Source organism: Roseateles aquatilis (genome assembly GCF_002205645.1).
In the GTDB taxonomy this organism is placed as follows: domain Bacteria; phylum Pseudomonadota; class Gammaproteobacteria; order Burkholderiales; family Burkholderiaceae_C; genus Roseateles; species Roseateles aquatilis.
This window is the reverse complement of sequence record NZ_NIOF01000001.1, coordinates 112,399-137,315: the sequence shown is the minus strand read 5'-3', so window position 1 is coordinate 137,315 and position 24,917 is coordinate 112,399. Positions and strand designations below refer to the sequence as shown.

Sequence of the window (24,917 nt, the reverse complement as noted above, 5' to 3'; positions counted from 1 at the left end):
AGTTGGCGGCCCAACGGCCGCCGCGATTTGTGATGAGCGCAGTAGCCCCCCGCCCCAAGATCGTGAAGCGCGCCGTGCACGGCGTGCTGATGCTGGACAAGCCACTCGGCCTGACCAGCAATGACGCATTGCAGAAGGCCAAGCGCCTCTTCCGCGCGGAGAAGGCCGGCCATACGGGCACGCTGGATCCGCTGGCCACCGGCCTGCTGCCGTTGACCTTCGGCGCGGCGACCAAGTTCAGCCAGGTGAGCCTGGAGGCCGACAAGGGCTACCGCGCGACGCTGCGCCTGGGCATCACGACCACCACCGGCGACGGCGAGGGCGAGATCGTCGACCAGCGCGACGACGTGGCGCGCGGCGTCGACCTGGCGGCGATCCGCGCCGCCTGCGACCAGTTCAAGGGCCCGATCTCGCAGATGCCGCCGATGTACTCGGCGCTGAAGCACCAGGGGCGCGCGCTGTACGAGCTCGCCCGCGAGGGCGTGACCGTCGAGCGCCAGCCGCGCGCCGTGACGATTCATGTGCTGGACATCGTCCAGTGGCAGGCTGCCGAGCTGCTGCTCGTCATCGACGTGCGCTGCTCCAAGGGCACCTACATCCGGACGCTGGCCGAGGACATCGGCGCCAGGCTCGGCTGCGGCGCCCACCTGGCCGGCCTGCGCCGCACCGCGAGCGGTCCGGTCGACGTCGCGCAGGCGGTGACGCTGGAGCAACTGGAGGCCCTGGACGAGGATGCCCGGCTGTCCCTGCTGAAGGCGCCCGACAGCCTGCTGGGCGAATGGCCCGAGGTCGAATTGAGCAACGACGAGGCCGGCCGCTTCCTGTCCGGCATGCGCCGCCGGGTGGCGCTGGCCGACATGCCGCAGGTGCGCGTCTACGGCCAGTTGCCGCGCGCGTTCCTGGGCAGCGGCCACGTCGCCGGCGGCGAGCTGATCGCCGACCGTCTGCTCAGCCCGATCGAAATTGCCTCGATGCTGGTGCAGGCCGTCTGAGCCGGCCCGGACCGACCCCGTTCACCGAGATCCTCGAATTTCCCGACTTCCTCCGATTCCAGAGAAAGCCCTCCAAGCGAAAGCCGCCCCATGAGCAAGCAAATCCGCAACATCGCCATCATCGCCCACGTCGACCATGGCAAGACCACCATGGTGGACCAGCTCCTTCGCCAGAGCGGCACCTTCGCCGAGCACGAGAAAGTCGTGGACACGGTGATGGACAACAACGCCATCGAGCGCGAGCGTGGCATCACCATCCTGGCCAAGAACTGCGCGGTCAGCTGGGAAGGCACGCACATCAACATCGTCGACACCCCGGGACACGCGGACTTCGGCGGTGAAGTCGAACGCGCGCTGTCGATGGTCGACGGCGTGGTGCTGCTGATCGACGCCCAGGAAGGCCCGATGCCGCAGACCCGTTTCGTCACGAAGAAGGCGCTGGCCCTGGGCCTGAAGCCGATCGTCGTGGTGAACAAGGTCGACAAGCCGGGCGCCAAGCCGGACGCCGTCATCAACGCCGCCTTCGACCTGTTCGACAAGCTCGGCGCCACCGACGAGCAACTGGACTTCCCGGTCGTCTATGCCTCCGGCATCAACGGCTGGACCTCGCTGGAAGAGGGCGCGCCCGGCGAGCAGTGGGGCCCCGACATGTCGGCCCTGTTCAACACCGTGCTCAAGCACGTGCCGGCCCAGACCGGCGACGCCAGCGCGCCGCTGCAGCTGCAGGTCTCGGCGCTGGACTTCTCCACCTTCGTCGGCCGCATCGGCGTGGGCCGCATCAGCCAGGGCACCATCAAGCCCAGCATGGACGTGCTGGTGATGGAAGGTCCGGACGGCAAGTCCTTCAAGGGCCGCATCAACCAGGTGCTGACCTTCCAGGGTCTGGACCGCGTGCAGGTCACCGAGGCCGGCCCCGGCGACATCGTGCTGATCAACGGCATCGACGAGATCGGCATCGGGGTGACCATCACCAGCCAGGCCAATCCCGCGCCGCTGCCGATGCTGAAGGTCGACGAGCCGACGCTGACGATGAACTTCTGCGTCAACACCAGCCCGCTGGCCGGTCGCGAAGGCAAGTACGTCACCAGCCGTCAGATCTGGGACCGCCTGCAGAAGGAACTGCAGAGCAACGTCGCCCTGCGCGTCAAGGAAACCGACGAGGACGGCATCTTCGAAGTGATGGGCCGTGGTGAGCTGCACCTGACCATCCTGCTGGAAAACATGCGCCGTGAAGGCTACGAGCTGGCCGTGTCCAAGCCGCGCGTGGTGTTCCACGACGTCAACGGCGAGAAGCACGAGCCGATCGAGCTGGTCACCGCCGACGTCGAGGAAACCCACCAGGGCGGCGTGATGCAGGCACTGGGCGAGCGCAAGGGCGAGCTGGTCAACATGGAGCCGGACGGCCGTGGCCGCGTGCGCCTCGAATACCGCATCCCGGCGCGAGGCCTGATCGGCTTCAGCAACGAGTTCCTGAACCTGACGCGTGGCTCGGGTCTGATCTCCAACATCTTCGACGGCTACGAGCCGCACAAGGGTGACATCGCCGGTCGCAAGAACGGCGTGCTGATCTCGATGGACGCCGGTGAAATCTTCACCTACGCGCTGGGCAAGCTGGACGATCGTGGCCGCATGTTCGTCAAGCCGAATGACCCGGTCTACGAAGGCATGATCGTCGGCATCCACAACCGCGACAACGACCTGATCGTCAACGCCACCCGCACCAAGCAGCTGACCAACTTCCGCGTCAGCGGCAAGGAAGACGCGATCAAGGTGACGCCGCCGATCGAACTGACGCTCGAATACGGCGTCGAGTTCATCGAGGACGACGAACTGGTCGAGATCACCCCGAAGTCGGTGCGGTTGCGCAAGCGTCACCTGACGGAGAACGAGCGCAAGCGCGCTTCGCGCTAAAACTGCCTGAGGCGGCCGCGGCCCCTGGACTGCGAAGGTCCGGGCGTTGGCCGCCGCCAGGGCATGAGGCCCGTGCCTGCGCACCAACCTCATGCTGAAAAGCGCCCGATGCAGCGATGCCTCGGGCGCTTTGTCTTGTGGGGGTGGTGCGGGCGAGGGTGTGTGCCCCCGCCCGACCAAAAAGAAAAGCGACCCGAAGGTCGCTTTCCGCGGAGCAGGGAGGCTCAGCTTTGGGACTGCTTACCGCGCTGGCGGCGCACGCCGATCACGCCGAGCAGCGCGAGGGAGGCCAGGGCCAGCGAGGCCGGTTCGGGGACGGAGCCGTTGTTGGTTCCGGGCGGGGTGCCCTTGGTGCCGGACACGGAATACAGCTTCACGAAGTCATAGCCCGCATAGCTGGAGGTACCGGTGCCGCGGGTCAGGCCGTTGGCGGTGCCGTCGCTGCCGGTCGTCGCGCCGCCCAGCTGCGAGTTGTAGGCGGTGATGATCCACCAGCTGGAGCTCAGGCCCTGCGAGTTGATCGCCGCCGTGCCGCCGCCCTGGCCGACGTCGGCATAGCTGCCCACCAGCGACCAGCCGTTGGCCGACTTCAGCGTGGCGGCGGTCTTGCCGGCGATGGTGCTCGCCACGTCGACGCCCGTGGTCGAGCCCGTGTAGGCCAGCACGGTGATGTCGCTGTCGTTCTGCCACCAGCCGATGTTCACCGAGGTCAGCTTCACCAGATCGTCGAACTTCAGCAGCACCAGATCCTGATAGCCGAAATTGTCGATCGCGTGATTCGGCGACTGGGCGTCACCGCTGGGGGCCGCGACGCCGAAGCCGCTGCCGCTGAAGTAGTTCAGCGTGCTTTGTGCGAAGGCGCCCGTGCTGGAGTACGTGCCGTTGGACGTCTGGTTGATCTGGGCCGAGTAGGCCGAGTAGCTGACGTTCGGGGCCAGATCGCCGGTCTCGCTGCAGTTCGATACGCACGAACTGGCGGTCCAGGTCGAGATCGCATGCGCGCTCAGCGGCAGCAGCGACGCCAGTGCCACGGCGGCCATTCCAATCAAGCGGTGTTGAACATTTCGCATGGTGTGCCCTCGATACCCGGCAACGCCGGATCTTTCTGAATCGGTTGCCAGGGATAAAGCAAGGCCTGGGCCAACCGAGTGATTCCCTTGCCCGACAAGCACTTGCTGCAAGGCATGCCAGTCAATGTGACGTGAATGTAAGTTTTTCTGACAGGACACGAAGCCCCTCACCTGAGGGTTTGGGCCAGCGCCAGCGCGTCCTTGTGACTTTCGAAACCTTTGGCGCGCAGCGCCGCGTCCAATTCCTCGCGCGCTTCCGCCTTGCGGCCGGCCTTGGCCAGCGCGGCGGCCAGGTGATAGCGGATGTCGGGGCTGGCGGGCTCGCGCAGGCGCGCGTCGCGCAGCAACTGCAGGCCGCGGTCGGCATTGCCGGCCAGGTGGTGCGCCCAGCCGGCCGTGTCGATCACGACGGCGTTACGCGGGTCCAGCGCCAGCGCCTTCTCGGCGACCTGCGCCGCGGCGGCGGCTTCGCCCTGCCGGATCATGACGCTGGCCTGGTTGTTGAGCGCCTCGATGTCCTTCGGCCGCAGCTTCAACGCCTCGTCGTAGCTGCGCCGCGCGGCCGGGTAGGCGCCGGCGCGGGCCTGGGCATCGCCCAGCGCCTTCCAGGCGGCGACGTCGGTGGGGCGGGTCTTGAGCCAGCGTTCCGCCAGGTCCTGCGCGCCGCGCCCCGTCGGATCCTGCCGGCCCAGCGCCCGCATCAGCGCCAGCAGGCTGCCACTGGACGGCTGCACCTCGTGGGCCTTGCGCAGGGACTCGATGGCCTGCGCCGGTTGATTGCGCGCCTGGGCGACGTCGGCCAGCAACGTGTAGCCCAGCGCCTGCGTCGGTCGTTGCTGGATGACTTGCCGGGCCTGCTTCTCCGCCAGCGCGACGTTGCCTTGCTGCAGCGCCACCGTGGACGACAGCGCCAGCGCGCCGGCATGCTGCGGCGCGGCCTGCAGCGCCTTGTCCAGGCTGTAGGCGGCGCCGGGCAGGTCGCGCGCGTCGAGCTGCAACGCGGCGATCTGGGTCAGCGGGTCCGGGCCGAAACCCGAGCGCCGCGCGGCGTTGGTCAGCGTCGCCCGCGCGCCGGGCGCGTCGCGGTTGGCCAGTTGCGCCCGCGCGTAGGTGATCATCGCCTGCGGGTCGTCCGGGGCCTTGGCCAGCAGCTTTTTGGCGGCCTCCATCGCCGGTCCGGGCTGTTCCTGACGCAGCAGCCACGCGACCAGCGCCTGATCGGCGCGTGTGTTGCGCGCGCCGCTGACGTCGGCGGCCTTCGCCAGCCAGCGTTGCACGTCCGCGGTCTGGCCTCGGGCCTCGCTCAGCAGGGCCAGCTCGTAGAGCGCGTCGGCATTGCGCTCGTCGATCTTGATCAGCGCATCCAGCCGCGCCTGCGCGGCGTCGAACTGCCGCTGCGCGATGTCTACGCGCACCAGGCCCAGCTTCGGTTCGGCCAGGCTGGGGTCGAGCTGATTGGCCTTTTGATAGGCCTCGCGCGCGCCGTTCAAGTCGTTGGCCGCGCGTCGCGCGACGCCGAGCATGATCCATGCGTTGGGGCTGCTCGCCTCCTGCTTGACCAGCCGCTCGGCGACCGCGACGGCCTTGGCCGCCTGGCCGTTGCGCAGGTAGAGCGTGGCCAGCGCCATGCCGGCGTAGTTCTGGCGCGGATCGCGCTGGAAGGCTTTCTCCAGCTCATCGACCGCGCCGCCCGACTGGCCGCCGCGCATCAGCGACAGGCCCAGCGCGGTGTGGAACTCGGGGGCATCCTTGGTCCGCAGCGCCTCCTGCATCAGCGTCGCGGCGCGCGCGTGGCGGCCCTGCGCCATCTGCAGCGAGGCCATCATCACCAGCGCCTGGCCGTCGCCGGGGAAGGCCTTGAGGTAGGCCTCCAGCACGTCGGCGGCACGGTCCAGGTTGGGCTCGGCCACGTAGACCTGCGCCAGCAGCTTGGACAGCGGGCTGTTGGGCGTCTGACGCTGGGCGTACTCCAGATAGGGCTTGGCCTTCTCCATCTGGCCCAGGCCGTAATGCGCCAGTCCGTTGAGCATCAACGCCTGCGGGCGATAGCGGATGAAGTCGATGGGCACCGGATCGAGCTGCGCGGTGATGCCCGTCAGCGAGGCCTTGGCGGTGGCGGAGTCATGGCGGCGCTCGGCCAGCACGGCGTTGAGATAGAGCACGCGTGGCTCGGTCGGTGCCAGCTTGAGCAGCGTCTGGACCTGCGCCAGCGCATCGGCATCGCGGTTCATGTCGAGCAGCAGGCCGGCGCGGGCCAGTTGCGCCTCGACATGACGCGGCTCGGCGGCGATGGCACGCTCGTAGCCCTTCAGCGCCTCGTCGATCCGGCCCTGCACATGCGGCACGGTGGCGCGCTGATAGAGCGCCTCGCCGTTGGTGGGGGCCAGTTGCACCGCGCGGTCGGCGGCGATGGCGGCCTTGTCGAACTGGCGCGCGCGCAGGCGCAGCGGCACTTCGGCGAGCCAGGTGTCGGCGTCATCGGGCGGGATCGCGCGGGCGGCCTCGATCTGCGACTGGGCGCGCGCGGCGTCGCCCATGTCCGACGCCGCGCCGGCGCGCACCAGCAGCAGCGCCTTGCGGACCGGATCGGGCAGGCCGTCGGGCACCAGGGAGGGCTGCTTGAACACCTCGATCTGCTTGCCCTGCGCCACCAGCGCCTGCGCCAGCGGCACGGCGACCTCGGCCCGGTTGATGCCCTGGGACAGCGCCTCGTTGAACTCGATCTCGGCGGCGGCGGCCTCGCCGCGCGACAGCAGCGCCTTGCCCAGCAGCACGTGCACCGACAGCATCCGCGCGTCCTGCTGCAACGCGTTCTTCAACTGGATGATGGCGCCGTCGACATCGCGGCGCTCGAAGCGCTTGAGCGCGTCCTCGTAGTAGCGCGAGGCCTTCGCGCTGTCGGCGTGCGCGAGCGTGGCGCAGGCCGCCAGCAACGCGGCGGCGGCCGGGGCGTGCCATCGGAATGAGCTCATGTCCGTCCCTCGTCCCGGGTCGTCCCGGATGCGTTGTTTTGTCGATGCTCGCGCCGTGGCCTCGCGCCGACCGGCGGCTGGGCGGTCCGGGTCCGGTCGGTCACGGTCGCGGTCGCGGTCGCGGCCCTGGCCGGAGCCCGCCGGCCGTCACTTGCGGTAGTTGTCGAAGCTCAGCGGCAGGTCCGGCAGCGCCTTGCGCAGCGCGCCCTGCGCGGCCTGCAGGTCGTCCAGCGCCTTGCCGGTGATGCGCACGATGTCGCCCTCGATCTGGGCCTGCACCTTGAGCTTGCTTTCCTTGATCGCGGCCACGACCTTCTTGGCTTCCGCCGCCTCCAGGCCGTTCTTGATCTTGTAGACCTGCTTGACGCGATCGCCGCCCAGCTTCTCGATCTTGTCCTGCTTGTCCACGAAGCCCAGCACCACGCCTTGCTTGGTCAGCTTGGCGTACAGCACGGCCTCGATCTGCTCGAGCTGGAACTCGGCATCGCCGGTGGCGTGGATTTCCTTTTCCTTGTCCTTCCATTCGACCGAGGCGCTGGTGCCCTTGAAGTCGAAGCGCGTGGAGATTTCCTTGGCGCTGGCGTCCACGCTGTTGCGGACCTTGACCATGTCGGGTTCGAGAACGGTGTCGAAGCTGGGCATCTTGTTTGTCTTTGGCTCGTTGAGAGGGTTGATCGGTGGACCGGGTCTTGCGCTTGTCGAAAGGACGGGAGCTATTTCGCGGGCGTTACTTCGACGAACACTCCTTCGACCAATGGCGCGTGGCGCGTTGGCCGCCAGGGCATGGGGCCTTTGCCTGCGCAAAAACCCATGCTCTGCCGTCCCCAACCATCACCGTCCTTCAACCGTTTTGGTACCGAGTTGTTCGGATTGCTTGTCGCGGGTGGGATGGTTCGAGATGCGGGAAGGCGCGGTCCTGCCTTGGGGGGATCTTGGGCGAGAATTCTGCCATGCAGTCCTCCCCCACGACCCCCCCGACCGAGCGCCGCGATGGCCTGCTCGTCGAGACCGACGTCAACCTGAAGCCGTACAACAGTTTCGGCCTGCCCGCGACCGCGCGCCGCCTGGTGCGCATCCGCGAGGAGCTCGACGTGCGCCGCGTCGTCGACCATCCGGAACTGGGCCGCGCGCCGAAGTTCGTGCTCGGCGGCGGATCGAATCTGGTGCTGACGCGCGACGTCGACGCGGTGGTGCTCAAGATCGAGATCCCCGGCCTGAGCGTCGAGGAGCGGTCCGATTGCTGGATCGTGGAAGCCGGCGCCGGCGTGACCTGGCACGAGGCGGTGGCGTTCTCGCTGGCGCAGGGCGTGCCGGGGCTGGAGAACCTGGCGTTGATCCCCGGCACCGTGGGCGCCGCGCCGGTGCAGAACATCGGCGCCTACGGCATCGAGTTGAAGGACCGGTTGGAGAACGTCGATGTTGTCGACCTGACCACCGGCCGGCGCGTGACCCTGCCGGCGTCGGTGTGCCGCTTCGGTTATCGCGACAGCGTCTTCAAGCAGACCGGCTACGGCGGCCTGGCCGGCAAGAGCGTGATCACCCGGGTGCGCCTGCGCTGCCCGAAGCCGTGGCAACCGCAGCTCGGTTATCTGGACCTGGAACGCAAGATGGCGGAGACCGGCATCGCGTCGCCCGACGCGCGCCAGGTCTTCGATTGGGTGTGCGAGATCCGCCGCGCCAAGCTGCCCGATCCCGCGCGCATCGGCAACGCCGGCAGCTTCTTCAAGAACCCGGTCGTCACCGCGGACCAGTGCCGCGACATCATCTCGCGCGATCCGCACATCGTTCATTACCCGATGCCCGATGGCAACTTCAAGCTGGCCGCCGGCTGGCTGATCGACGCCTGCGGCTGGAAGGGCAAGAGCGTTGGCGGCGCGGCCGTGTACGAGAAGCAGGCGCTGGTGCTGGTCAATCGCGGCGAGGCGCGCGGCGCCGAGGTGGTGACGCTGGCGCGCGCCATTCAGGAGAGCGTCTACGGGCGCTTCGGCATCCGGCTGGAGCCGGAGCCGGTGGTCGTCTGATCCGGCGCTGCCTCAGGCCGCTTCGGGCCGGGCAGGGTGGGGCACCAGCGACTGCAGGCAGGCCTGCAGCGTTTCCAGCTCGACGGGCTTGGCGACGAAGGCGCTGATGCCGGCCTCGTCGGCGCGTTGGCGCGATTCCTCGAAGGTGTCGGCGGAGAGGGCGACGATGGGCAGGCGGCCGCGCGGCGCGGGCAGTTCCCGCATGGCCCGCGTCGCCTCGAAGCCGTCCATCTGCGGCGTGTGCAGGTCCATCAGCACGATGTCGAACGGCTGCTGCCGCAGCGCGTGCAGCGCCTGCAGGCCGTTCTCGCACAGCGTCGCGCGATGGCCCAGCCGCTCCAGCATTGCCTCGATGACGATGCGGTTCGTGGGGTTGTCCTCGCTGACCAGAACGCGCAGTCCGGTCACCGGCGTGGTGATGTCGGCGGCCGTCGCGGCGGCGGTGCTGACGTCGATACCCGCGCGGCCGGCCCGCACCGCGGCACCCGCGCGCAGCGGCAGCGCCAGCGTGAAGCGGGCGCCCTGGCCGGGCACGCTCTGCACGTGGATGTCGCCGCCCATGGCGCGCGCCAGCCGCCGCGAGATCTCCAGCCCCAGGCCCGCGCCGCCGTGGCGCCGCGAGGTGCTCGCGTCCCCCTGGCTGAAGCGCTGGAACAGGCGCGTCTGCGTCGCCGCGTCGATGCCGGGCCCGGTGTCGCTGACGTCGAACAGCAGCAGGTCCTCGCCCAGCCCGCCGATGCCGCGCCGCAGCTGGCAGCCGACCTGACCACGGTCGCAGAACTTCAGCGCGTTGCTGAGCAGGTTGAGCAGGATCTGGCGCAGCCGCGTCGGGTCGGCTTGCACCCAGTGAGGGACGTCGTCGTCGATGCCGAAGTTCAGCGTCAGCCGCTTGGCCGCGGCCTGCGGCCGGCTGAGCGCCTCCAGCTCGTTCATCAGCGCGCTGAGCTGCAGCGGCTCCGGCGCGATGGACAGGCCGCCGGCCTCCATCCGCGTCACGTCCAGGATGTCTCCGAGCACCGCCAGCAGATGCCGGGCGCAATCATTGGCGGCCTTCAGCTGTTCCTGTTGTGCGGGCGTCAGCGGCGCTTCCTTGATCAGCCCCAGCATGCCCAGCAGCCCCTGCAGCGGCGTGCGCAGTTCGTGGCTCATGTTGGCGAGGAAGACGGTCTTGGCGCGGTTGGCCGATTCGGCCTCGCGCTGCGCCTCGTGCAGGCGTCCGGCCAGGGCCTGCTGCTTGTCGCCGTAGCGCTCCAGGCCGCGGAACTGGCGGTAGATGATGGCCGCGAACAGCAACGCCATCGCCGACAGCGCCGCCGTCAGGCCCAGGCTGACGAGGCTCTGCTTGCGGATGATCTCGTTGCGCTGCGTGACGTCCTGGGCGACGTGATGGGTGGACGTCAGGGACAGATCGCGGATCGGCTCGGCCAGCGTCTCCAGGCGGTCCACCACCTGGGCCAGCCGTTCGGGATGCTCGCGGATGAAGCCGGCGTTCAGCGGCAGCGCGTCGGCCCAGCGGACGAAGTCCTGCGCGCGGGCGACGGTGCGCTGGTAGTCGGCGTGCTGGGCCAGCACCAGTGCGGCGTGCTCGCTCTCGACCAGGTTGAGCCGGCTGACGAAGATCTCGTAGCGCTGCGCCACCTGCTCCGGATCGACCGCCATGCTGGGCCCGGCCGCTTGCTCCAGCGCGAGGCGCAGCTTGAGGGACTCGGTCTCGAACTGGAACAGGCTCCAGACGAGGTAGTCGTCCTGGTAGCGCCGCGTGCCGTTCAGCGCCTGGTACTGCCGAGCCTGCAGCCAGGCGACCCCCGCCAGCGCCAGCACCAGCAGCAGCCCCATGGCGGTCACCAGGACGCGCCAGCGCCGCTGCTTGAGGATCGCGGAGGGGGACCGGCGCATGCTCAGCGCAGCTCCAGGCTGGTGAGCTGCCAGGCGGAGCGGCCGTAGTGGACGCTGGTGCGCAGCTCGGCGTGCCGGTCGAAGGGATAGATCAGGAACAGCGGGCCCTTCTCGCGCACCGTCATCGGCTTGTCGTCCATCAGGCGCGCGACGATGACGTCGTACTGGCGGCTGTCGGCGAAGGGGATGCTGACGCGATAGTCGTTCAGGGCGCGCGCCTCGATCGTCTGGCCCTGCGCGCCCGCGGCCGCCAGCACGTCGCGCAGCAGCGGTCCGGTGAACTTGCGGGTGCCCGGATACCAGGGCGTCTGGGTGCTGAAACTGATCTGCGGCAGGCGCTCCAGCATGGCCATGTCGAAGACCGCCCGCCCGTCCTTGTTGGCGTGACGCGGCGCGCCGCCGATGCTCAGCACGACGGGGCCGGCAGGCGCGTCCAGCGGCTGCTCGGCGAGCAGCGCCCACGCGGGCGATCCGATCGACAAGAGGCAGGTCAGCAGGCCCAGCAGGGCAATACGGCGCACGGTCGGCATGGACGAAGAGCGGAGCCACGCCGCGCGATGAACGCGCCAGCGGGCGGAGGGCATGGGTGAAAGCCCGAATGCTACGCGCGGCACACCGGCGCACGCTCGCCAGGACCACTCGATTGATGGGGCACCAGTCGGATTTGCGCCACAGTCGGCGGTTGGGGTCCGGACCCCCATGACGATGCGCCCGGCGGTCGCGTGGCGGCCCGTCGTGCGCGGCCTTGTCGCTGCGGCGACAAGCGCTGGCCGGCGCCGCGCAGAAGATCCGACCAAACAGCGGGGGCCCACCTGAGGCCCCGCGACAAGCAAGGAGACAGCACCGATGACGCGCGTGGTCACCCCTCGTCCCGAGAACGCCGATGTGCAGTACAGCCATTGGCCGAGCCGCCTGCCGCGGCGGCTCGCGATTCCCCGCACCTCGCTGTGGTTCAACCTCGACGTCGCCGCGACGCGCTACGGCGACAAGGCCGCGACGCAGTTCCTCGGCGCGACGCTCGGCTACGGCGAGTTGCGCCGGCAGTCCGAGGCGCTGGCTGGCTGGCTGAAGGCGCAGGGCGTGGGCAAGGGCGACCGGGTCGCGCTGTTCATGCAGAACTGTCCGCAATACCTGGTCGCCTTCTACGCGGTCAATCGCGCCGACGCGGTCGTGGTGCCGGTCAATCCGATGAACCGGGAGGACGAGTTCGGTCATTACCTGACCGACCCCGAGACCAAGGTCGTGATCTGCAGCGGCGAACTGGCGGGCATCGTCGCCGCCGCCCAGGACCGCCTGCCGGTGGAGCGGCGGCCGCGAGCGGTGCTGGTCACGCAGTACTGGCAGATGCTGCCCGAGGGCGGCCCCGATCCCGACTGCGGCGCGCCCGAGCCGATGCGCGCCTGGCTGACCGCGCGGCACGAGCTGCCGCCCGGCGCGACCGACTGGCGCGACGCGCTGGCCGCGGGACATGCACCCGGGCCGCACACCGCCGGGCCCGACGATCTGGCGATGCTGCCCTACACCTCGGGCACGACCGGCCTGCCCAAGGGCTGCATGCATACCAACGCGACGCTGATGTCCAACAGCTGCGGCGGCTGCCAGTGGGGCTACGCGAGCGCGGAGTCGGTGGGGCTGGCGGTGGTGCCGATGTTCCACATCACCGGCACGCTGTACGGCGTGCTGGGGCCGGTTTTCACCGGCATGACGCTGGTGATCATGCCGCGCTGGGATCGCGAGCTGTGCGGGCGTCTGATCTCGCGCCATCAGGTCACGCACTGGACCTGCATCCCGACGATGATCATCGACCTCTTCGCGAGCCCCAACTACCGCAGCTTCCAGCTGGGCAGCCTGCGCTATCTGAGCGGCGGCGGCGCGGCCATGCCCAAGGCGGTGGCGGAGCGGCTGCAGGAAGAGTTCGGCCTGACCTTCGCCGAGGGCTACGGGCTGACCGAGACGGCCGCGCCCAGCCATGGCAATCCGCCCGAGCGCGCGAAGCTGCAGTGCCTGGGCATCCCGATCTTCGGCGTGGATTCGCGCATCGTGGATCCGACCACGCTGGAGGAACTGCCGGTGGGCGAGGTCGGCGAAATCATCACCCACGGGCCGATGGTCTTCCACGGCTATTGGCGTCAGCCCGAGGCGACGGACGCCGCGTTCGTCGAGCTCGACGGCCGACGCTTCTTCCGCACCGGCGATCTCGGACGAATGGACGAGGAAGGCTACTTCTTCATCACCGACCGGCTCAAGCGCATGATCAACGCGAGCGGCTACAAGGTCTGGCCGTCAGAGGTCGAGATGCTGCTTTATCGCCATCCCGCCGTGCAGGAGGCCTGCATCATCGCGGCCAAGGACGCCTATCGCGGCGAAACGGTCAAGGCCGTTGTGGTGCTGCGGGCCGAGGCCAAAGGCACGACGACCGAGCAGGACATCGTCGATTGGGCCCATGAGCATATGGCCGCGTACAAGGCGCCGCGGCTGGTGCAGTTCGTGGAGGCGTTGCCCAAGTCAGGGTCGGGGAAGGTGATGTGGCGTTTGCTTCAGGAGAAGGAAAACCAGTAGCGACGGGGTCGGCCCAGAGCGCCCTCGGGCAGGGCCGGGGCAGGCGACTCCCGTCGTGCCTCGGGCGCTCAACTCGGCTCCGTTCACCTTCAGTTCACTGCGCTCAAACAGAACGCGCCAGTCAGTCTTGACGGCACGACTTCGTCGCCTGCCCCGGCCCTGCCCGAGGGCTCGGTGACTTGGTCGGCCCAGTCTTTGACGGGGCGCGATCGGATCTTGTGCAGGGACTCGGATGTGTTGGTCGGTTCTGCCTGGGGCGGGGCGGACGCGGGACGCGACCCTGCGCGAGGGGTCAGAAGCGCGATCCGGGTTGCTTCAGGAACTCGATTTCCTCGGGGGTGCTGGCGCGGTTCAGGATCGCGTTGCGGTGTGGGAAACGGCCGAAGCGCGCGATGACGTCGCGGTGCCTGCGGGCATAGTCCAATGCGTCGTCCAGGCGCGTGTCCTCAGCGGCCAGCGCCTCGAATTCGGCGACGCTGCGGTCCTGCATCGCGAGGTCTTCCGCGTGCTCCAGCGGCATCGTCGCGAACCAGCGCTCCAGCGTGCCGAGCTCCTGCGCGCGCGGCAGCAGTGTCAGCGCCGCCGACAGCGCCAGCGCGTCGCCGGCGAAGGCGCGCGGCGTGTCCCGGAAGATGTTGCGGGTGAACTGGTCCAGCACCAGGATGCGCGCCAACGCGCCCCAGGGCGTGGAGTCCCAGTCGCGCAATTCGCCGCGCAACGCCTGCTCGACGACGGGCCCGAAACGCTCGCGCAGCGAGGCGTCGAAGGCGTCGTCCTTCTGGAACCACTGGGACTGGATCTGGCCGTCCTGCTCGTCGCCGGGCACGCCGAACCACTCGTTCAGCACACGCTGCGCCGCGGCCGGCGTGAGCAGCCGCCGCCAGCTCGGATGCCGCAGCAACCAGTGGCGCACGTAGCTGCAGCCCGGCACCAGTTGCAGCGGGACGGGCGCCAGCCAGCGCGCGGCGGTCTCCACCATCTGGCTGGCCAGGCCCAGGCCGCGCAACTGGGCCGGCACGCCGGTGTGGGTGATGATCAGTTGCTCGCCGTGGCGCTCATAGTCCAGGCGGCACAGCAGCCCGGGTTGGGGCTGGGCGAGAAAGCATCGTGCGTCGGGGTGATGCTGAATGACGAGGTTCACGTCGCGACTCCATGTTGGAGCTCCCTGCCGAGTTGCAGCCACAAGTAGCTGAACTCGAGGGCTTGCAACAGCGCGCGCTGCTGGTTGTCCGCAGCGCCGCCGTGGCCGCCCTCGATGTTTTCGTAATAGAAGCACGGCTGTCCGAGGGCCGCCATGCGTGCCGCCATTTTCCTCGCATGGCCGGGATGCACGCGGTCGTCGCGCGTCGAGGTGGCGAAGAGCGCCCGCGGATACGCGACGCCGGCCTTGAGCTGCTGGTAGGGGCTGTAGGCGGCGATGTGCGCCCAGTCGTCCGCGTCGTCGGGGTCGCCGTACTCGGCCATCCAGGAGGCGCCGGCCAGCAGCAGGTGGTAGCGCTTCATGTCGAGCAGCGGCACCTGGCAGACGACGGCGCCGAAGAGTTCCGGTCGTTGCGTCATGCAGGCGCCGACCAGCAGCCCGCCGTTGCTGCCGCCCATGATGCCCAGGCGCGCCGGCCGGGTCAGGCCCTGCGCGATCAGGTCCTCGGCGACGGCGATGAAGTCGTCGAAGCTGCGCTGCTTGTACTCGCCGGTGGCGGCCTGGTGCCAGCGCGGGCCGTACTCGCCGCCGCCACGGATGTTGGCCACGACCAGCCGGCCGCCCCGCGCCAGCCACGCGCGGCCGTTGCCGCCGGAGTACCAGGGCTGCAGCGAGACCTCGAAGCCGCCGTAGCCGTAGAGCAGCGTGGGCGTGTCCGCGCCGAGCTCGGGCCGGCCGATGACGAAGTAGGGGATGCTCTCGCCGTCCGGGCTGGTGGCGAAGTACTGCCGCACCGCCAGCCCATGGGCGTCGAACTGCGCGCCGCGCTGCTTCAGCGGCTCGCGCGCGTCGCTGCCCGCGGTGGCGAGGCTGACGCTGTCGGGGCTGAGGAAGTCACTGTAATGCAGCAGGTAGCGGTCGCCCAGCCGGTCCTGCGGCAGCTCGGGGTCGTGCAGGCTCTGCAGGCTGAGCGTGCCAGGGAAGGGCGCCTTGACCTGGCGCAGCGTCGGCGGATGGCGCGACAGGTCCCACTCTTCAAGCCGGCTCGCGACATGCTCGCTGACGTTGAGCAGCAGGTGATGCCGCGTCAGCGTGTAGTCCTCCAGCGAGCGGCCCGAGGTGGGCGAGAACATCACCCGCACATGCCGGTCGCCGCGCCAGAACGCGGCCTCCTCGATCAGCAGCAGCGAGCCCGACGGGTAGGTCGGACCGTGCGGGATGGCCCAGTCGGTGCGTGGGCGCAGCAGCATCCATGGGCCATCCAGGTGGACGCTCATGTCGCTGGGCAGGTCGATGAGGACGAAGGCGCCGTCGCGCCAGAGGAAGCGCGCCTCGTTGTAGAAGTCCAGCGCGCGGCTGAAGACGACGCGCTCGAAGCCCGGGGTGCGGTCGACCGAGACGGTGACCGACACGTCGCCCGTCTCGCCCTCGAAGATCACCGGCGCCGCGTCCAGCGGCGTGCCGCGCGCCCAGCGCCGGATCTGGCGCGGGTAGCCGGAGTCGGTCAGCGAGTCCGGGCCGAAGTCGCTGCCGACCAGCAGCGTGTCCTCGTCCAGCCATTCGACGTCGCTCTTGGCCTCGGGGACAAAGAAGCCGCCCTCGGACGGCGGCACGAAACGCAGCGTCTCAAGGTCGAACTCGCGCAGTTCGTGCGCGTCGGCGCCGCCGTCGGACAGCGACACCAGGCAGCGCCGGTAGGCCGGCGCCAGCGCGGTCGCGCCGTGGAAGACCCAGCTGCGATCCTCGGCGCGGCCGAGCGCGTCCAGGTCCAGCACCAGGCGCCAGGGCGGCTCGGCGAGCTGGAACTCCTCCAGCGTGCAGCGCCGCCACAGGCCGCGCGGATGGGCCTCGTCCTGCCACAGGTTGTAGAACCACTCGCCGCGCCGCGCGACATGGGGGATGCGGTCGCGGGCATTGAGGATGTGCAGCAGCTCCTCGCGGATGGGCTCGAACTGGGGCTGCGCCCTCAGCGCCGCGAGCGTCGCCTCGTTGCGCTCGCGGACCCAGGCCAGCGCGCGGTCGCCGTCGGCGCCATCGAGCGCCTCCAGCCACAGGAAGGGATCGGCATCGGAGTCGGCGCCGAGGCCGGCGCCGGCGGCGTCAGCGGCGGCGTTGGCGACGATGGCGTCGGCAGGGGGGGGCACGGGTTGCGGCACAACGATCTCCTGGGCGGCGTGGTGGGCGGTGAACGGTCGTCTCCGGCAGGTCGCGTGCCTTGCCGGGCGGGTGCCCGGAGGCCCGACAACCCGACCTTACTCCTCGCGTTCCTTCAGCAGTTGCGGCGTGATCTCCACGGCGCCCTTGTCGGTGGTGACGTAGGCGGTCCCGTCCTGGATGCTGATCTGCCACTGCATGCCGCGCTCGGCCAGCGCGGCCAGCGCCTGCGACTGGTCCGCGGGCACCTGCCAGATCGCCAGCTTGGGCGTGCGCTGCAGCTTGTTCTGGATGCCGGCCCACCACACCGGCGTGCTGGACGCGTAGCCGATCACGGTGACACGGTCGGCGCGGCCGTGCGCCTGGCGCAGGCGGCGTTCGTCGGGCTGGCCGAGCTCGATCCAGTGCACGACCTCGCCGGTCAGGTCGAGCTGCCACAGCGGCGGCTCGTCGACGTCGGACAGGCCCTTGCTGAATTCGAGCCTGCCGCGCAGGTCGTCGGCGGGCACGTTCAACGCGTAGGCCAGGATGCGCATCATCATCCGTTCGTCGGTCTCGGACGGGTGGCGGGCGACGGTCAGGTTGTGCTCGCCGTAGACATGGCGGTCCATGTCCGAGATATTCAGCTGAGCTTTGTGGATGGTGGCCTTGAGCGCCATGGTGGAGTGCCGGGATGCATGCGTTGGACGGTGTCCGCCCCCGCGGCGGGGCCGCGGAAACGATCTGAAGCGGCGCATTATCCGGGTCGTGGCATCATGCCGACCGCGCCGCCCGGCCCAGGCCGGACGAGCCTCGCAGGCCGCAGCGCCGCATCGCCCAGTCGGGCCGCGCGGCGGCCGACGTATCGACGAGACAGCACCCCACCGGGTGCAATGACCCGAGAGCCGACATGAACACAATTCGCACCACCCTGGCGGTCGCCGCCCTGCTGGCCTGCGGCCTGGCCACTGCCCAGACCACCACGACCAAGCCCGCCGCGCCCGCCAAGACCGCTGCTCCGGCCGCCGCCGCCGCGCCGGCCGCCAAGCCCAAGGGCAAGCTGATGACGCGCGACGAACTGCGCGCCTGCATGGCCTCCAACCAGGAAATCGAGGACCAGAGCGCCGCGCTGAAGAAGCGTGAGAGCGGCGTCCTCGCCGAGCGCGATTCGCTCAAGGCCGCCAAGGTCGAGTCCGACAAGGCCGAGGCCGACCTGCAGGCCACCGGCACCGCGCTGAAGGCGGAGATCGAGGCCGTGAAGGCGTTCGGCGCCGAGATCGAAGCCGGCGCCTCCAAGATGGAGAAGGACGCGCTGAAGGCCAAGCAGGACGAGTACTCGGCCCGCGCCAACGCGCTGCAACCCCGCATCGATGCGTTCAACAAGGCGCGCGCCGACCGCGTCGAGAAGAACAAGGCGTTCAACGACCGCGTCGACGTGCAGCTCAAGTCGCTGGACGAGTTCAACGACAACGTCGAGGAACTGGCCGACAAGCGCAACGAGTGGAAGCTGAAGTGCGGCAACAAGGCCTACGACGAGGCCGACGAGATCGCGATCAAGAAGGAACTGGCGGCTGGCAAGAAGTAAGCCGCTTCAGGCGTTCGGGCGGGTGGTCCGCTTGAACGTCCGGTCGATCGGGTCCCGGATTCGATCGAGCATTGAATCGATCGATCGAATGATGGATCGAATGATGAATTGAGCGAGTGATCGTTGGAATCGGGTCACGGTTCCGGCGGACGCGCGTTTCGACCGAGCGCGGTGCCCGCCAGCGAAACCCGGCGGGCACCGGCCTCCCAAGTTCCAAAATCGGCCGGCGCCCCCCGGTTTCCGCTGGCTCCTACCGAGCCGTGTCGCTGTCGGGGTGGTGCCTTCGGAGTCACGATGAGCACCAATCCCCTCCTGTCCGTCTGGTCCGGGCCCTATGGCCTGCCACCGTTCGACGCGGTTCGCGCCGAACACTTCGAGCCCGCCTTCGAGGCCGCGCTCGCCGCGCATCGCGCCGAACTCGCCGCGATCGCCACGCAGGACGCGACCCCCACCTTCGCCAATACGCTCGCGGCCTTCGATCGCAGCGGGCGCGTGTTGACGTCGCTGAAGAACCTGTTCTCGACGCTCAGCTCTTCCGCCAGCTCGCCCGAGCTGCAAGCCGTGCAGCGCCGCATGGCCGCGCCGCTCGCCGCGCACAACAACGCCATCTATCTGGACGCCGCGCTGTTCGCCCGTGTCGAGCAGCTGCACGAGCAGCGCGCGTCGCTGGGCCTCGCGCCCGAGCAACTGCGCCTGCTGGAGCGCGTGCACCTCGACTTCGTCCGCGCCGGCGCACGCCTGCAGGGCGACGCCCGCGCGCGTTACGCCGCGATCATGGAGCGGCTCGCCGAACTGAATACCCGCTTCGCGCAGAACGTGCTGGCCGACGAGAGCGGCTATCAATTGGTGCTGCGCGGCGAGGCCGAGTTGGCCGGACTGCCCGACTTCGTCCGCGCCGCCGCGCGCCAGGCCGCGCTGGATCGCGGCCTGAGCGAGGAGGGCGTGCATGTGGTGACGCTGTCGCGCTCGCTGATCGTGCCCTTCCTGAGCTTCAGCGAGCGCCGCGACCTGCGCGAGCAAGCCTGGCGCGCCTGGGTCGACCGGGGCGATGGCGGTGCCGGCGGCGACGAGGCCACCGACAACCGCGAGATCGTCCGCGAGATCCTGACGCTGCGCCGCGAGCAGGCCGCGCTGCATGGCCATGCAAGTTATGCCGACTACGCGCTGGCCGACACGATGGCCGGCCGCCAGTCCGCCGTGCAGGGGCTGCTCGACCAGGTCTGGGAGCCGGCCAAGGCCGCCGCCGCGCGCGAGCGGGCGATGCTGGAGGACGTTCGCGCCCAGCTCGGCCACGAGCAGGCCATTGAGGCCTGGGACTGGCGCTGGTATGCCGAGAAGGTGCGCCAGCAGCGCTTCCAGCTCGACGAGGCCGAGGTCAAGCCGTTCTTCCCGCTCGACGCGATGGTGCAGGCGATGTTCGACTGCGCCGAGCGCCTCTACGGCCTGCGCTTCGTCGCGCAGCCGCAGGTGCGCGGGTATCACCCCGACGTGAAGGTCTACGAGGTGCAGCGCGCCGACGGGTCGCTGCGCGGGATCTTCGTCCAGGACAACTTCGCGCGCCCGACCAAGCGCAGCGGCGCCTGGATGAACGCGCTGCGCTGGCAGGCCCGCAACGGCATCGATGCGCTGCCGATCATCCTGAACAACAACAACTTCGCGAAGGGTGCGCCGGGTGAGCCGACGTTGCTGTCCTTCGACGACACGCGCACGCTGTTCCACGAGTTCGGCCACGGCCTGCACGGGCTGCTTTCGGAAGTCGAGTTCGAGCGGCTGTCCGGCACCCAGGTGCTGCGCGACTTCGTCGAGCTGCCGTCCCAGCTGATGGAGCACTGGATGGCGGAGCCGACGGTGCTCAAGCGCCACGCGCGTCATTACCGCACCGGCGAGCCCGTGCCGGACGCGCTGCTGGAGAAGCTCAAGGCCGCCGCCACCTTCAACCAGGGCTACGAGACGGTGCGCTACTGCGCGTCGGCGCTGGTCGACCTGGCCATCCACGCGCTGGAGCAGCCGCAAGCGCCGGACATCGTCGCCTTCGAGCGCGAGACGATGGAGCGGCTGGGCCTGCCGCCCGGCATCGGCATGAATCACCGGCTGACGCACTTCCAGCATCTGTTCTCCGGCAGCAGCTACGCGGCCGGGTATTACGTCTACCTGTGGGCGGAGGTGCTGGACTGCGACGCCTTTGAGGCCTTCGTCGAGGCCGGCGATCCGTTCGACCGGTCGGTCGCCCAATCGGTGCTGGACAACATCCTGGCCGTGGGCAACAGCCGCGAGCCCGGCGCCACCTACCGCGCCTTCCGGGGGCGGGACGCGCGCGTCGAGCCCATGCTGAAGGGGCGAGGGCTGATCCCCGCCTGACGCGCACCCCCATGAGCGGGTCACGCCGGACCGGCTCCGGCGGATCGCCCCGTGGGCGAAAAGCGAACCGAGGGCCCCATCCGGGGCCTTCTTCGTTTGGGGTTAACCCTGAACTCCAGCGCCATTCATCGCGCTCATCCGCAATTCGTCGCCCGCAACAACAGGTTGGTCGCAGCACACTTTTGCTAGGGGAAAACCCCCGGCACAGTCCACCCCATGCCGCAACCACACCTCAAGCGGCACAGGAGGACCGAGATGAACACCATTCGCTGCTACGACCGTTTTTCCAACGCCAAGCGCATCGCCGCCCTGATCGGCGTGGCGACCGGCGTCGCCGCCGGCCTGCTGCTGGCGCTGCCGGCGCGTGCCGAGCAGCCTCAGGCGCAGCGGCTGCCGACGGTGGTCATCTCGGGCAAGTCCATCAAGACCGCCGAAGTGCGGACGCTGCCGACGGTGGTCATCACCGGCCGCCGCATCGACGGCCAGCAGGTGGCCGCGCGATGAGCGGCATCGTCCTGGGCCGGGCCGTCGCGATGACGGCGATGACGACGGTGGCCAAGGCGTCGCTGTCCGAGCGGGAGGCCGACCGCGGCCTGCGCCTGTCCTGGCCGGCGCATCCGTTGGTGTCGCGCGCGCAGGGCGCACCGGCCTCGTCCGTTTCAGCCCCGCGTCAGCCGCGGATGGCCCCGCTGCCTATGATGGCCGGATGGACATTGCCGACGCCCCGCTCGATTCCCTCGCTGCCGACGTGACCGTCTCGCCCGAGCCGGTCGCCTCGCCCGGGCCCTCCGTTCCCATGTTCCGCATCGCCGCCGTGACCGGCGCCGGCTCGGGCATCGGTCGCGCCGCCGCGCGCCGGCTGATGCAGGCCGGCTGGCAGGTCGCGCTGCTGGGGCGCCGCGAGGACATGCTGCAGGAGACCGCCTCGGTCGCGCCGGAGCGGGCCCTCGTGCTGCCCACCGACGTCGCCGACGAGGCGCAGGTCGCCGCCGCCTTCGCGGCCATCGAGCAGCGTTTCGGCCGTCTCGATTTCCTGTTCAACAACGCCGGTCGCGGCGCACCCGCGTCGGACATCGACGAGCTCGGCATCGACATCTGGCGCGCCGTTGTCGAGGTCAATCTGACCGGCAGCTTCCTGTGCGCGCGCGCCGCCTTCGGGCTGATGAAGCGGCAGGCGCCGCGAGGCGGTCGCATCGTCAACAACGGCTCGATCTCGGCGCACGCGCCGCGGCCCGGGTCGATCGCTTACACCAGCACCAAGCACGCCATCACCGGCCTGACCAAGACGCTGGCGCTGGACGGCCGCAAGCACGACATCGCCGCCGGCCAGCTCGACATCGGCAACGCCGAGACCGACCTCACCGAACGCTTCAAGCAGGGTGTGCCGCAAGCGCACGGCGGCACGATGGTGGAGCCGGTGATGGACGTGGACCATGCCGCCAGCGCGCTGCTCTACATGGCGGAATTGCCGCTGTCGGCCAACGTGCCGTTCCTGACGGTGATGGCGACCAAGATGCCCTACATTGGCCGAGGCTGATCGTTCCCGACAGACCCTTGAACTGACGCACAACCGACGCATCTCCGAAAGACGATGAACGTTTTCTCCGCACTTCTGAACCTGGTCGCCCGCGTCGTGCTGGTGGCCGCCTCGCTGCTGCTGTTCCTGGTGGTGCTCGCCGCGGGGCTGGTCATCTTTGCCGTCGTGGTGCTGTGGAGCCTGATCCGCGGCCGCAAGCCGACGCTGCACACGGCGGCGTTCCGCCGCGCCGAGCAGTTCCGATCGCAGGCGTTCCGCGCCGGTGGCGCCCGAGGCGGCATGGGCGCCGGCCCGGGCCGCGCGCCGCAGGGCGAGGTCGTGGACGTCGAGGTCCGCGAAGTCCCGAACGCGGATCCGCGCCTGGAGCGCTGAGCGGGCGAAACGCACCGATCGAGCGCGCCGACCGATCGCATCCACGCCGCGCTGACCAAGTCCGCCTTCGCGCCTAACCCGGCGCGCCGCGTCCGGGTCGCTCAATACTTCGGCGGACTGCTGAGCTCGTTCCAGAGCTCGTCATAGATCCGGTACCGCGACGGGCTGATCCTGCCCGCCTCGACGGCCACCAGCACCGCGCAGCCCGGCTCGTGCCGATGGCTGCAGTTGTGGAAGCGGCACTCGCCCAGATACGGCTTGAAATCGAGCATGTAGCTCGCCAGGTCCGGCGCGGCGATCTGCCGCAGTCCAAATTCCTGGAAGCCCGGCGAGTCGATCAGCGCGTTCTTGCGCGCCGCGTCCATCCAGTACCACTGCGTCGTCGTCGTCGTGTGCCGACCGGAATTCAGCGCCTGCGAGATCTCGCCGATCTGCGCCTTCGCATCCGGCACCAGCAGGTTGATCAGCGTGCTCTTGCCGGTGCCGCTGGGGCCCAGCACCAGCGTGGCCTGGCCGTCGAGCAGCGGCATCAGCACCTCCCGCGACGCCTCCGGACGCCCCTTGAGGCTGAGCTCCAGCACCCGCTGACCCATCGCCGTGTAGGGCGCCAGCCGCGCGCGCGCCGCATCGGCGCCGGGCAGGTCGGTCTTGTTGAGGACGATGTCCGCCTCGATGCCCGCGCTGGACGCGGCGATCAGCGCGCGCGTGAGCTGCGACTCGGAGAACTGCGGCTCCACCGCGACCAGGATCAGCAATCGGTCGAGGTTGGCCGCGAAGCTCTTGGTCTTCCACTCGTCCTGCCGGAACAGCAGGTTGCGGCGCGGCTCGACGGACTCGATCACGCCCTCGTGCTCGCTGCTGCGCTGCCAGCGCACGCGGTCGCCGACGACGCAATCGCTTTTCTTGCCGCGCGTCAGGCAGTGAACGCGCTGGCCGTCGTGGTCCTCGATGAGGTAATGGCGGCCGTGGCCGCGCACCACCAGCCCGGTCTGGCGACCTTGCCCGGCGGCGCTCATGCCGCCTGTCCCATGGCGCCGCGCGGGCCCGACGCCGCCGCCGTGGCGATCGCCGCGAGCCGCTCGCTGGCCGGGGGATGCGAATAGTAGAAGCGCGCGAACAGCGGATCCGGCGTCAGCGTGCCGGCGTTGTCCTCATGCAGCTTGAGCAGCGCGTTCGACAGGTCGGCGCCGCTGGCCTGGGCGCAGGCGTAGGCATCGGCCTCGAATTCGTGTTTGCGGGACCAGTGGGACATCAGCGGCGTCAGGAAGAAGGTGAAGGGCGGCAGCGCCAGCATGATCAGCAGCAGCGCCAGCGCGTCGTTGGGCGCGTCCAGGCTGGGGCGGGCCCCCAGGCCGAGGTAGAAGCCGACCTGCGTGCTGAGCCAGCCCAGCAGTGCGAAGCCGGCCAGGCTGAGCGCGAACATCAGCGCCATGCGCTGAAGCACATGGCGGCGCTTGAAGTGGCCCAGCTCGTGAGCCAACACCGCCTCGACCTCCGCCGGCGCGAGCCGCGCCAGCAGCGTGTCGAAGAACACCACGCGCTTGGCGGCGCCCAGGCCGGTGAAGTAGGCATTGCCATGCGCCGAGCGCTTGCTGCCGTCCATCACGAACAGACCCTTGGCGGCGAAGCCGCAACGCGCCATCAGCGTCTGCACGCGCTCGCGCAGCACGGCGTCCTCGAGCGGCTGGAACTTGTTGAACAGCGGCGCGATGACCGTCGGGTACAGCACCAGCATCAGCAGGTTGAAGCCCATCCACGCGCCCCAGGCCCACAGCCACCAGGCGCCGCCGGCCTTGGCCATCAGCCACAGGATCAGCGCCGCGATCGGCAGCCCGATCAGCGCGCCCACCACCAATCCCTTGACGCCGTCGGCGATGAACAGCTTCAGCGTCGTGCGGTTGAAGCCGAAACGCTCCTCCAGCCGGAAGGTGTTGTAGAGCGACCAGGGCAGGTCCAGCAGCCCCGAGACCAGGGCGAACGCGGTCAGCAGCCCGAGCTGGTAGCCCATCGGCCCCAGGTGCGGCAGCCACGTCAGCGCCCATTGGTTCAGCAGGTCCAGCCCGCCCAGCAGCGTCCAGCCGATCAGCAGCGCGGTGTCCCAGGCCAGGTGCAGCGTGCCGAAACGGCCGCGCGCGACGGTGTAGTCGGCGGCCTTCTGGTGCGCCGACAGCGGCACCGTGCCGACGAAGGCCGTCGGCACCTCGCGGCGGTGCCGGGCCACGTGCCGCATCTGCCGCGAGGACAGCCACAGCTTCAGCAGGAAGGACAGGATCACGGCCGCGACGAACGCGGCGGTCAGGATCAGGGGCGACTGCGTCAGCAGCGCGGAAGAGACTTGCATGGGCCGGAGTGTAGAGGGGTGGACCTCGC

The 24,917-nt window shown here is 69.6% G+C and carries 20 protein-coding genes; 10 read left to right on the top strand and 10 right to left on the bottom strand.

What is annotated here, in order from left to right:
* Positions 1 to 32: 32 nt before the first annotated feature.
* Together truB and typA are read left to right on the top strand one after the other, a co-directional pair.
* Positions 33 to 992 carry a tRNA pseudouridine(55) synthase TruB gene (gene truB, locus CDN99_RS00585; RefSeq protein WP_088382186.1) on the top strand — a complete coding sequence of 320 codons (960 nt, stop codon included), beginning with the start codon at positions 33 to 35 and terminating at the stop codon, positions 990 to 992.
* 90 nt (positions 993 to 1,082) lie between these two features.
* A complete protein-coding gene (gene typA, locus CDN99_RS00580) occupies positions 1,083 to 2,903 on the top strand; it encodes a translational GTPase TypA (protein WP_088382185.1) in 1,821 nt (606 codons plus the stop codon).
* Between the two features lie 224 nt (positions 2,904 to 3,127).
* Here the strand turns inward: typA and xdp1 are convergent, their stop codons facing one another.
* The 3 genes from xdp1 to CDN99_RS00565 form a co-directional block, all read right to left on the bottom strand.
* Complete coding sequence (gene xdp1, locus CDN99_RS00575) at positions 3,128 to 3,973, bottom strand: exosortase-dependent surface protein XDP1 (protein WP_141100577.1); 846 nt, start codon at positions 3,971 to 3,973, stop codon at positions 3,128 to 3,130.
* 167 nt (positions 3,974 to 4,140) lie between these two features.
* Positions 4,141 to 6,945: an XrtA/PEP-CTERM system TPR-repeat protein PrsT gene (gene prsT / locus CDN99_RS00570; protein ID WP_088382183.1), complete on the bottom strand. Its 2,805-nt coding sequence runs from the start codon at positions 6,943 to 6,945 to the stop codon at positions 4,141 to 4,143.
* A 147-nt stretch (positions 6,946 to 7,092) separates the two neighbouring features.
* Positions 7,093 to 7,587 carry a YajQ family cyclic di-GMP-binding protein gene (locus CDN99_RS00565; RefSeq protein ID WP_088382182.1) on the bottom strand — a complete coding sequence of 165 codons (495 nt, stop codon included), beginning with the start codon at positions 7,585 to 7,587 and terminating at the stop codon, positions 7,093 to 7,095.
* Positions 7,588 to 7,895: 308 nt separating this feature from the next.
* Here CDN99_RS00565 and murB point away from each other — a divergent pair, with 308 nt between their 5' ends.
* Positions 7,896 to 8,966, top strand: a complete 1,071-nt coding sequence (gene murB / locus CDN99_RS00560; RefSeq protein WP_375134355.1) for a UDP-N-acetylmuramate dehydrogenase — start codon at positions 7,896 to 7,898, stop codon at positions 8,964 to 8,966.
* Positions 8,967 to 8,978: 12 nt separating this feature from the next.
* Here murB and CDN99_RS00555 read toward each other — a convergent pair whose 3' ends face one another.
* Together CDN99_RS00555 and CDN99_RS00550 are read right to left on the bottom strand one after the other, a co-directional pair.
* Positions 8,979 to 10,862: an ATP-binding protein gene (locus CDN99_RS00555; RefSeq protein ID WP_088382181.1), complete on the bottom strand. Its 1,884-nt coding sequence runs from the start codon at positions 10,860 to 10,862 to the stop codon at positions 8,979 to 8,981.
* Between the two features lie 2 nt (positions 10,863 to 10,864).
* Positions 10,865 to 11,392, bottom strand: a complete 528-nt coding sequence (locus CDN99_RS00550) for a putative pterin-binding protein (protein ID WP_141100576.1) — start codon at positions 11,390 to 11,392, stop codon at positions 10,865 to 10,867.
* A 316-nt stretch (positions 11,393 to 11,708) separates the two neighbouring features.
* On the opposite strand from CDN99_RS00550, the gene CDN99_RS00545 reads away from it, so the two are divergent.
* Positions 11,709 to 13,421 (top strand): long-chain fatty acid--CoA ligase, encoded by a 1,713-nt coding sequence (locus CDN99_RS00545; RefSeq protein ID WP_088382180.1) that lies wholly within the window; start codon positions 11,709 to 11,711, stop codon positions 13,419 to 13,421.
* Between the two features lie 292 nt (positions 13,422 to 13,713).
* On the opposite strand, the gene CDN99_RS00540 is transcribed toward CDN99_RS00545, so the two are convergent.
* The 3 genes from CDN99_RS00540 to CDN99_RS00530 all read right to left on the bottom strand — a co-directional run bounded on the left by CDN99_RS00540 (position 13,714) and on the right by CDN99_RS00530 (position 17,375).
* On the bottom strand, positions 13,714 to 14,562 hold the full coding sequence (locus CDN99_RS00540; protein WP_238139301.1) for a DUF924 family protein: 849 nt from the start codon (positions 14,560 to 14,562) through the stop codon (positions 13,714 to 13,716).
* Positions 14,559 to 16,718 carry a prolyl oligopeptidase family serine peptidase gene (locus tag CDN99_RS00535; RefSeq protein WP_238139300.1) on the bottom strand — a complete coding sequence of 720 codons (2,160 nt, stop codon included), beginning with the start codon at positions 16,716 to 16,718 and terminating at the stop codon, positions 14,559 to 14,561. Before CDN99_RS00535 ends, CDN99_RS00540 begins: the two co-directional genes overlap by 4 nt.
* Before the next feature lie 96 nt (positions 16,719 to 16,814).
* Positions 16,815 to 17,375 (bottom strand): YaeQ family protein, encoded by a 561-nt coding sequence (locus CDN99_RS00530; protein ID WP_088382178.1) that lies wholly within the window; start codon positions 17,373 to 17,375, stop codon positions 16,815 to 16,817.
* A gap of 230 nt (positions 17,376 to 17,605) precedes the next feature.
* On the opposite strand from CDN99_RS00530, the gene CDN99_RS00525 reads away from it, so the two are divergent.
* The 6 genes from CDN99_RS00525 to CDN99_RS00500 all read left to right on the top strand — a co-directional run bounded on the left by CDN99_RS00525 (position 17,606) and on the right by CDN99_RS00500 (position 22,547).
* Positions 17,606 to 18,280 carry a hypothetical protein gene (locus CDN99_RS00525; protein WP_088382177.1) on the top strand — a complete coding sequence of 225 codons (675 nt, stop codon included), beginning with the start codon at positions 17,606 to 17,608 and terminating at the stop codon, positions 18,278 to 18,280.
* A gap of 294 nt (positions 18,281 to 18,574) precedes the next feature.
* The gene (locus CDN99_RS00520; RefSeq protein WP_088382176.1) at positions 18,575 to 20,638 is read left to right on the top strand and encodes a M3 family metallopeptidase; all 2,064 of its coding nucleotides are present in this window, start codon (positions 18,575 to 18,577) and stop codon (positions 20,636 to 20,638) included.
* 255 nt (positions 20,639 to 20,893) lie between these two features.
* A complete protein-coding gene (locus tag CDN99_RS00515) occupies positions 20,894 to 21,142 on the top strand; it encodes a hypothetical protein (protein WP_088382175.1) in 249 nt (82 codons plus the stop codon).
* A complete protein-coding gene (locus CDN99_RS00510) occupies positions 21,139 to 21,390 on the top strand; it encodes a hypothetical protein (RefSeq protein WP_088382174.1) in 252 nt (83 codons plus the stop codon). Before CDN99_RS00515 ends, CDN99_RS00510 begins: the two co-directional genes overlap by 4 nt.
* 44 nt (positions 21,391 to 21,434) lie before the next feature.
* Positions 21,435 to 22,175, top strand: a complete 741-nt coding sequence (locus tag CDN99_RS00505) for an SDR family oxidoreductase (protein ID WP_088382173.1) — start codon at positions 21,435 to 21,437, stop codon at positions 22,173 to 22,175.
* A gap of 54 nt (positions 22,176 to 22,229) precedes the next feature.
* Positions 22,230 to 22,547, top strand: coding sequence for a hypothetical protein (locus tag CDN99_RS00500; protein ID WP_088382172.1), 318 nt, complete (start codon positions 22,230 to 22,232; stop codon positions 22,545 to 22,547).
* 101 nt (positions 22,548 to 22,648) lie between these two features.
* On the opposite strand, the gene rsgA is transcribed toward CDN99_RS00500, so the two are convergent.
* Positions 22,649 to 23,563, bottom strand: coding sequence for a ribosome small subunit-dependent GTPase A (rsgA, locus tag CDN99_RS00495; protein WP_088382171.1), 915 nt, complete (start codon positions 23,561 to 23,563; stop codon positions 22,649 to 22,651).
* The gene (locus tag CDN99_RS00490; RefSeq protein WP_088382170.1) at positions 23,560 to 24,888 is read right to left on the bottom strand and encodes a M48 family metallopeptidase; all 1,329 of its coding nucleotides are present in this window, start codon (positions 24,886 to 24,888) and stop codon (positions 23,560 to 23,562) included. The genes rsgA and CDN99_RS00490 overlap by 4 nt, the downstream gene beginning before the upstream one ends.
* Between the last annotated feature and the right edge of the window lie 29 nt (positions 24,889 to 24,917).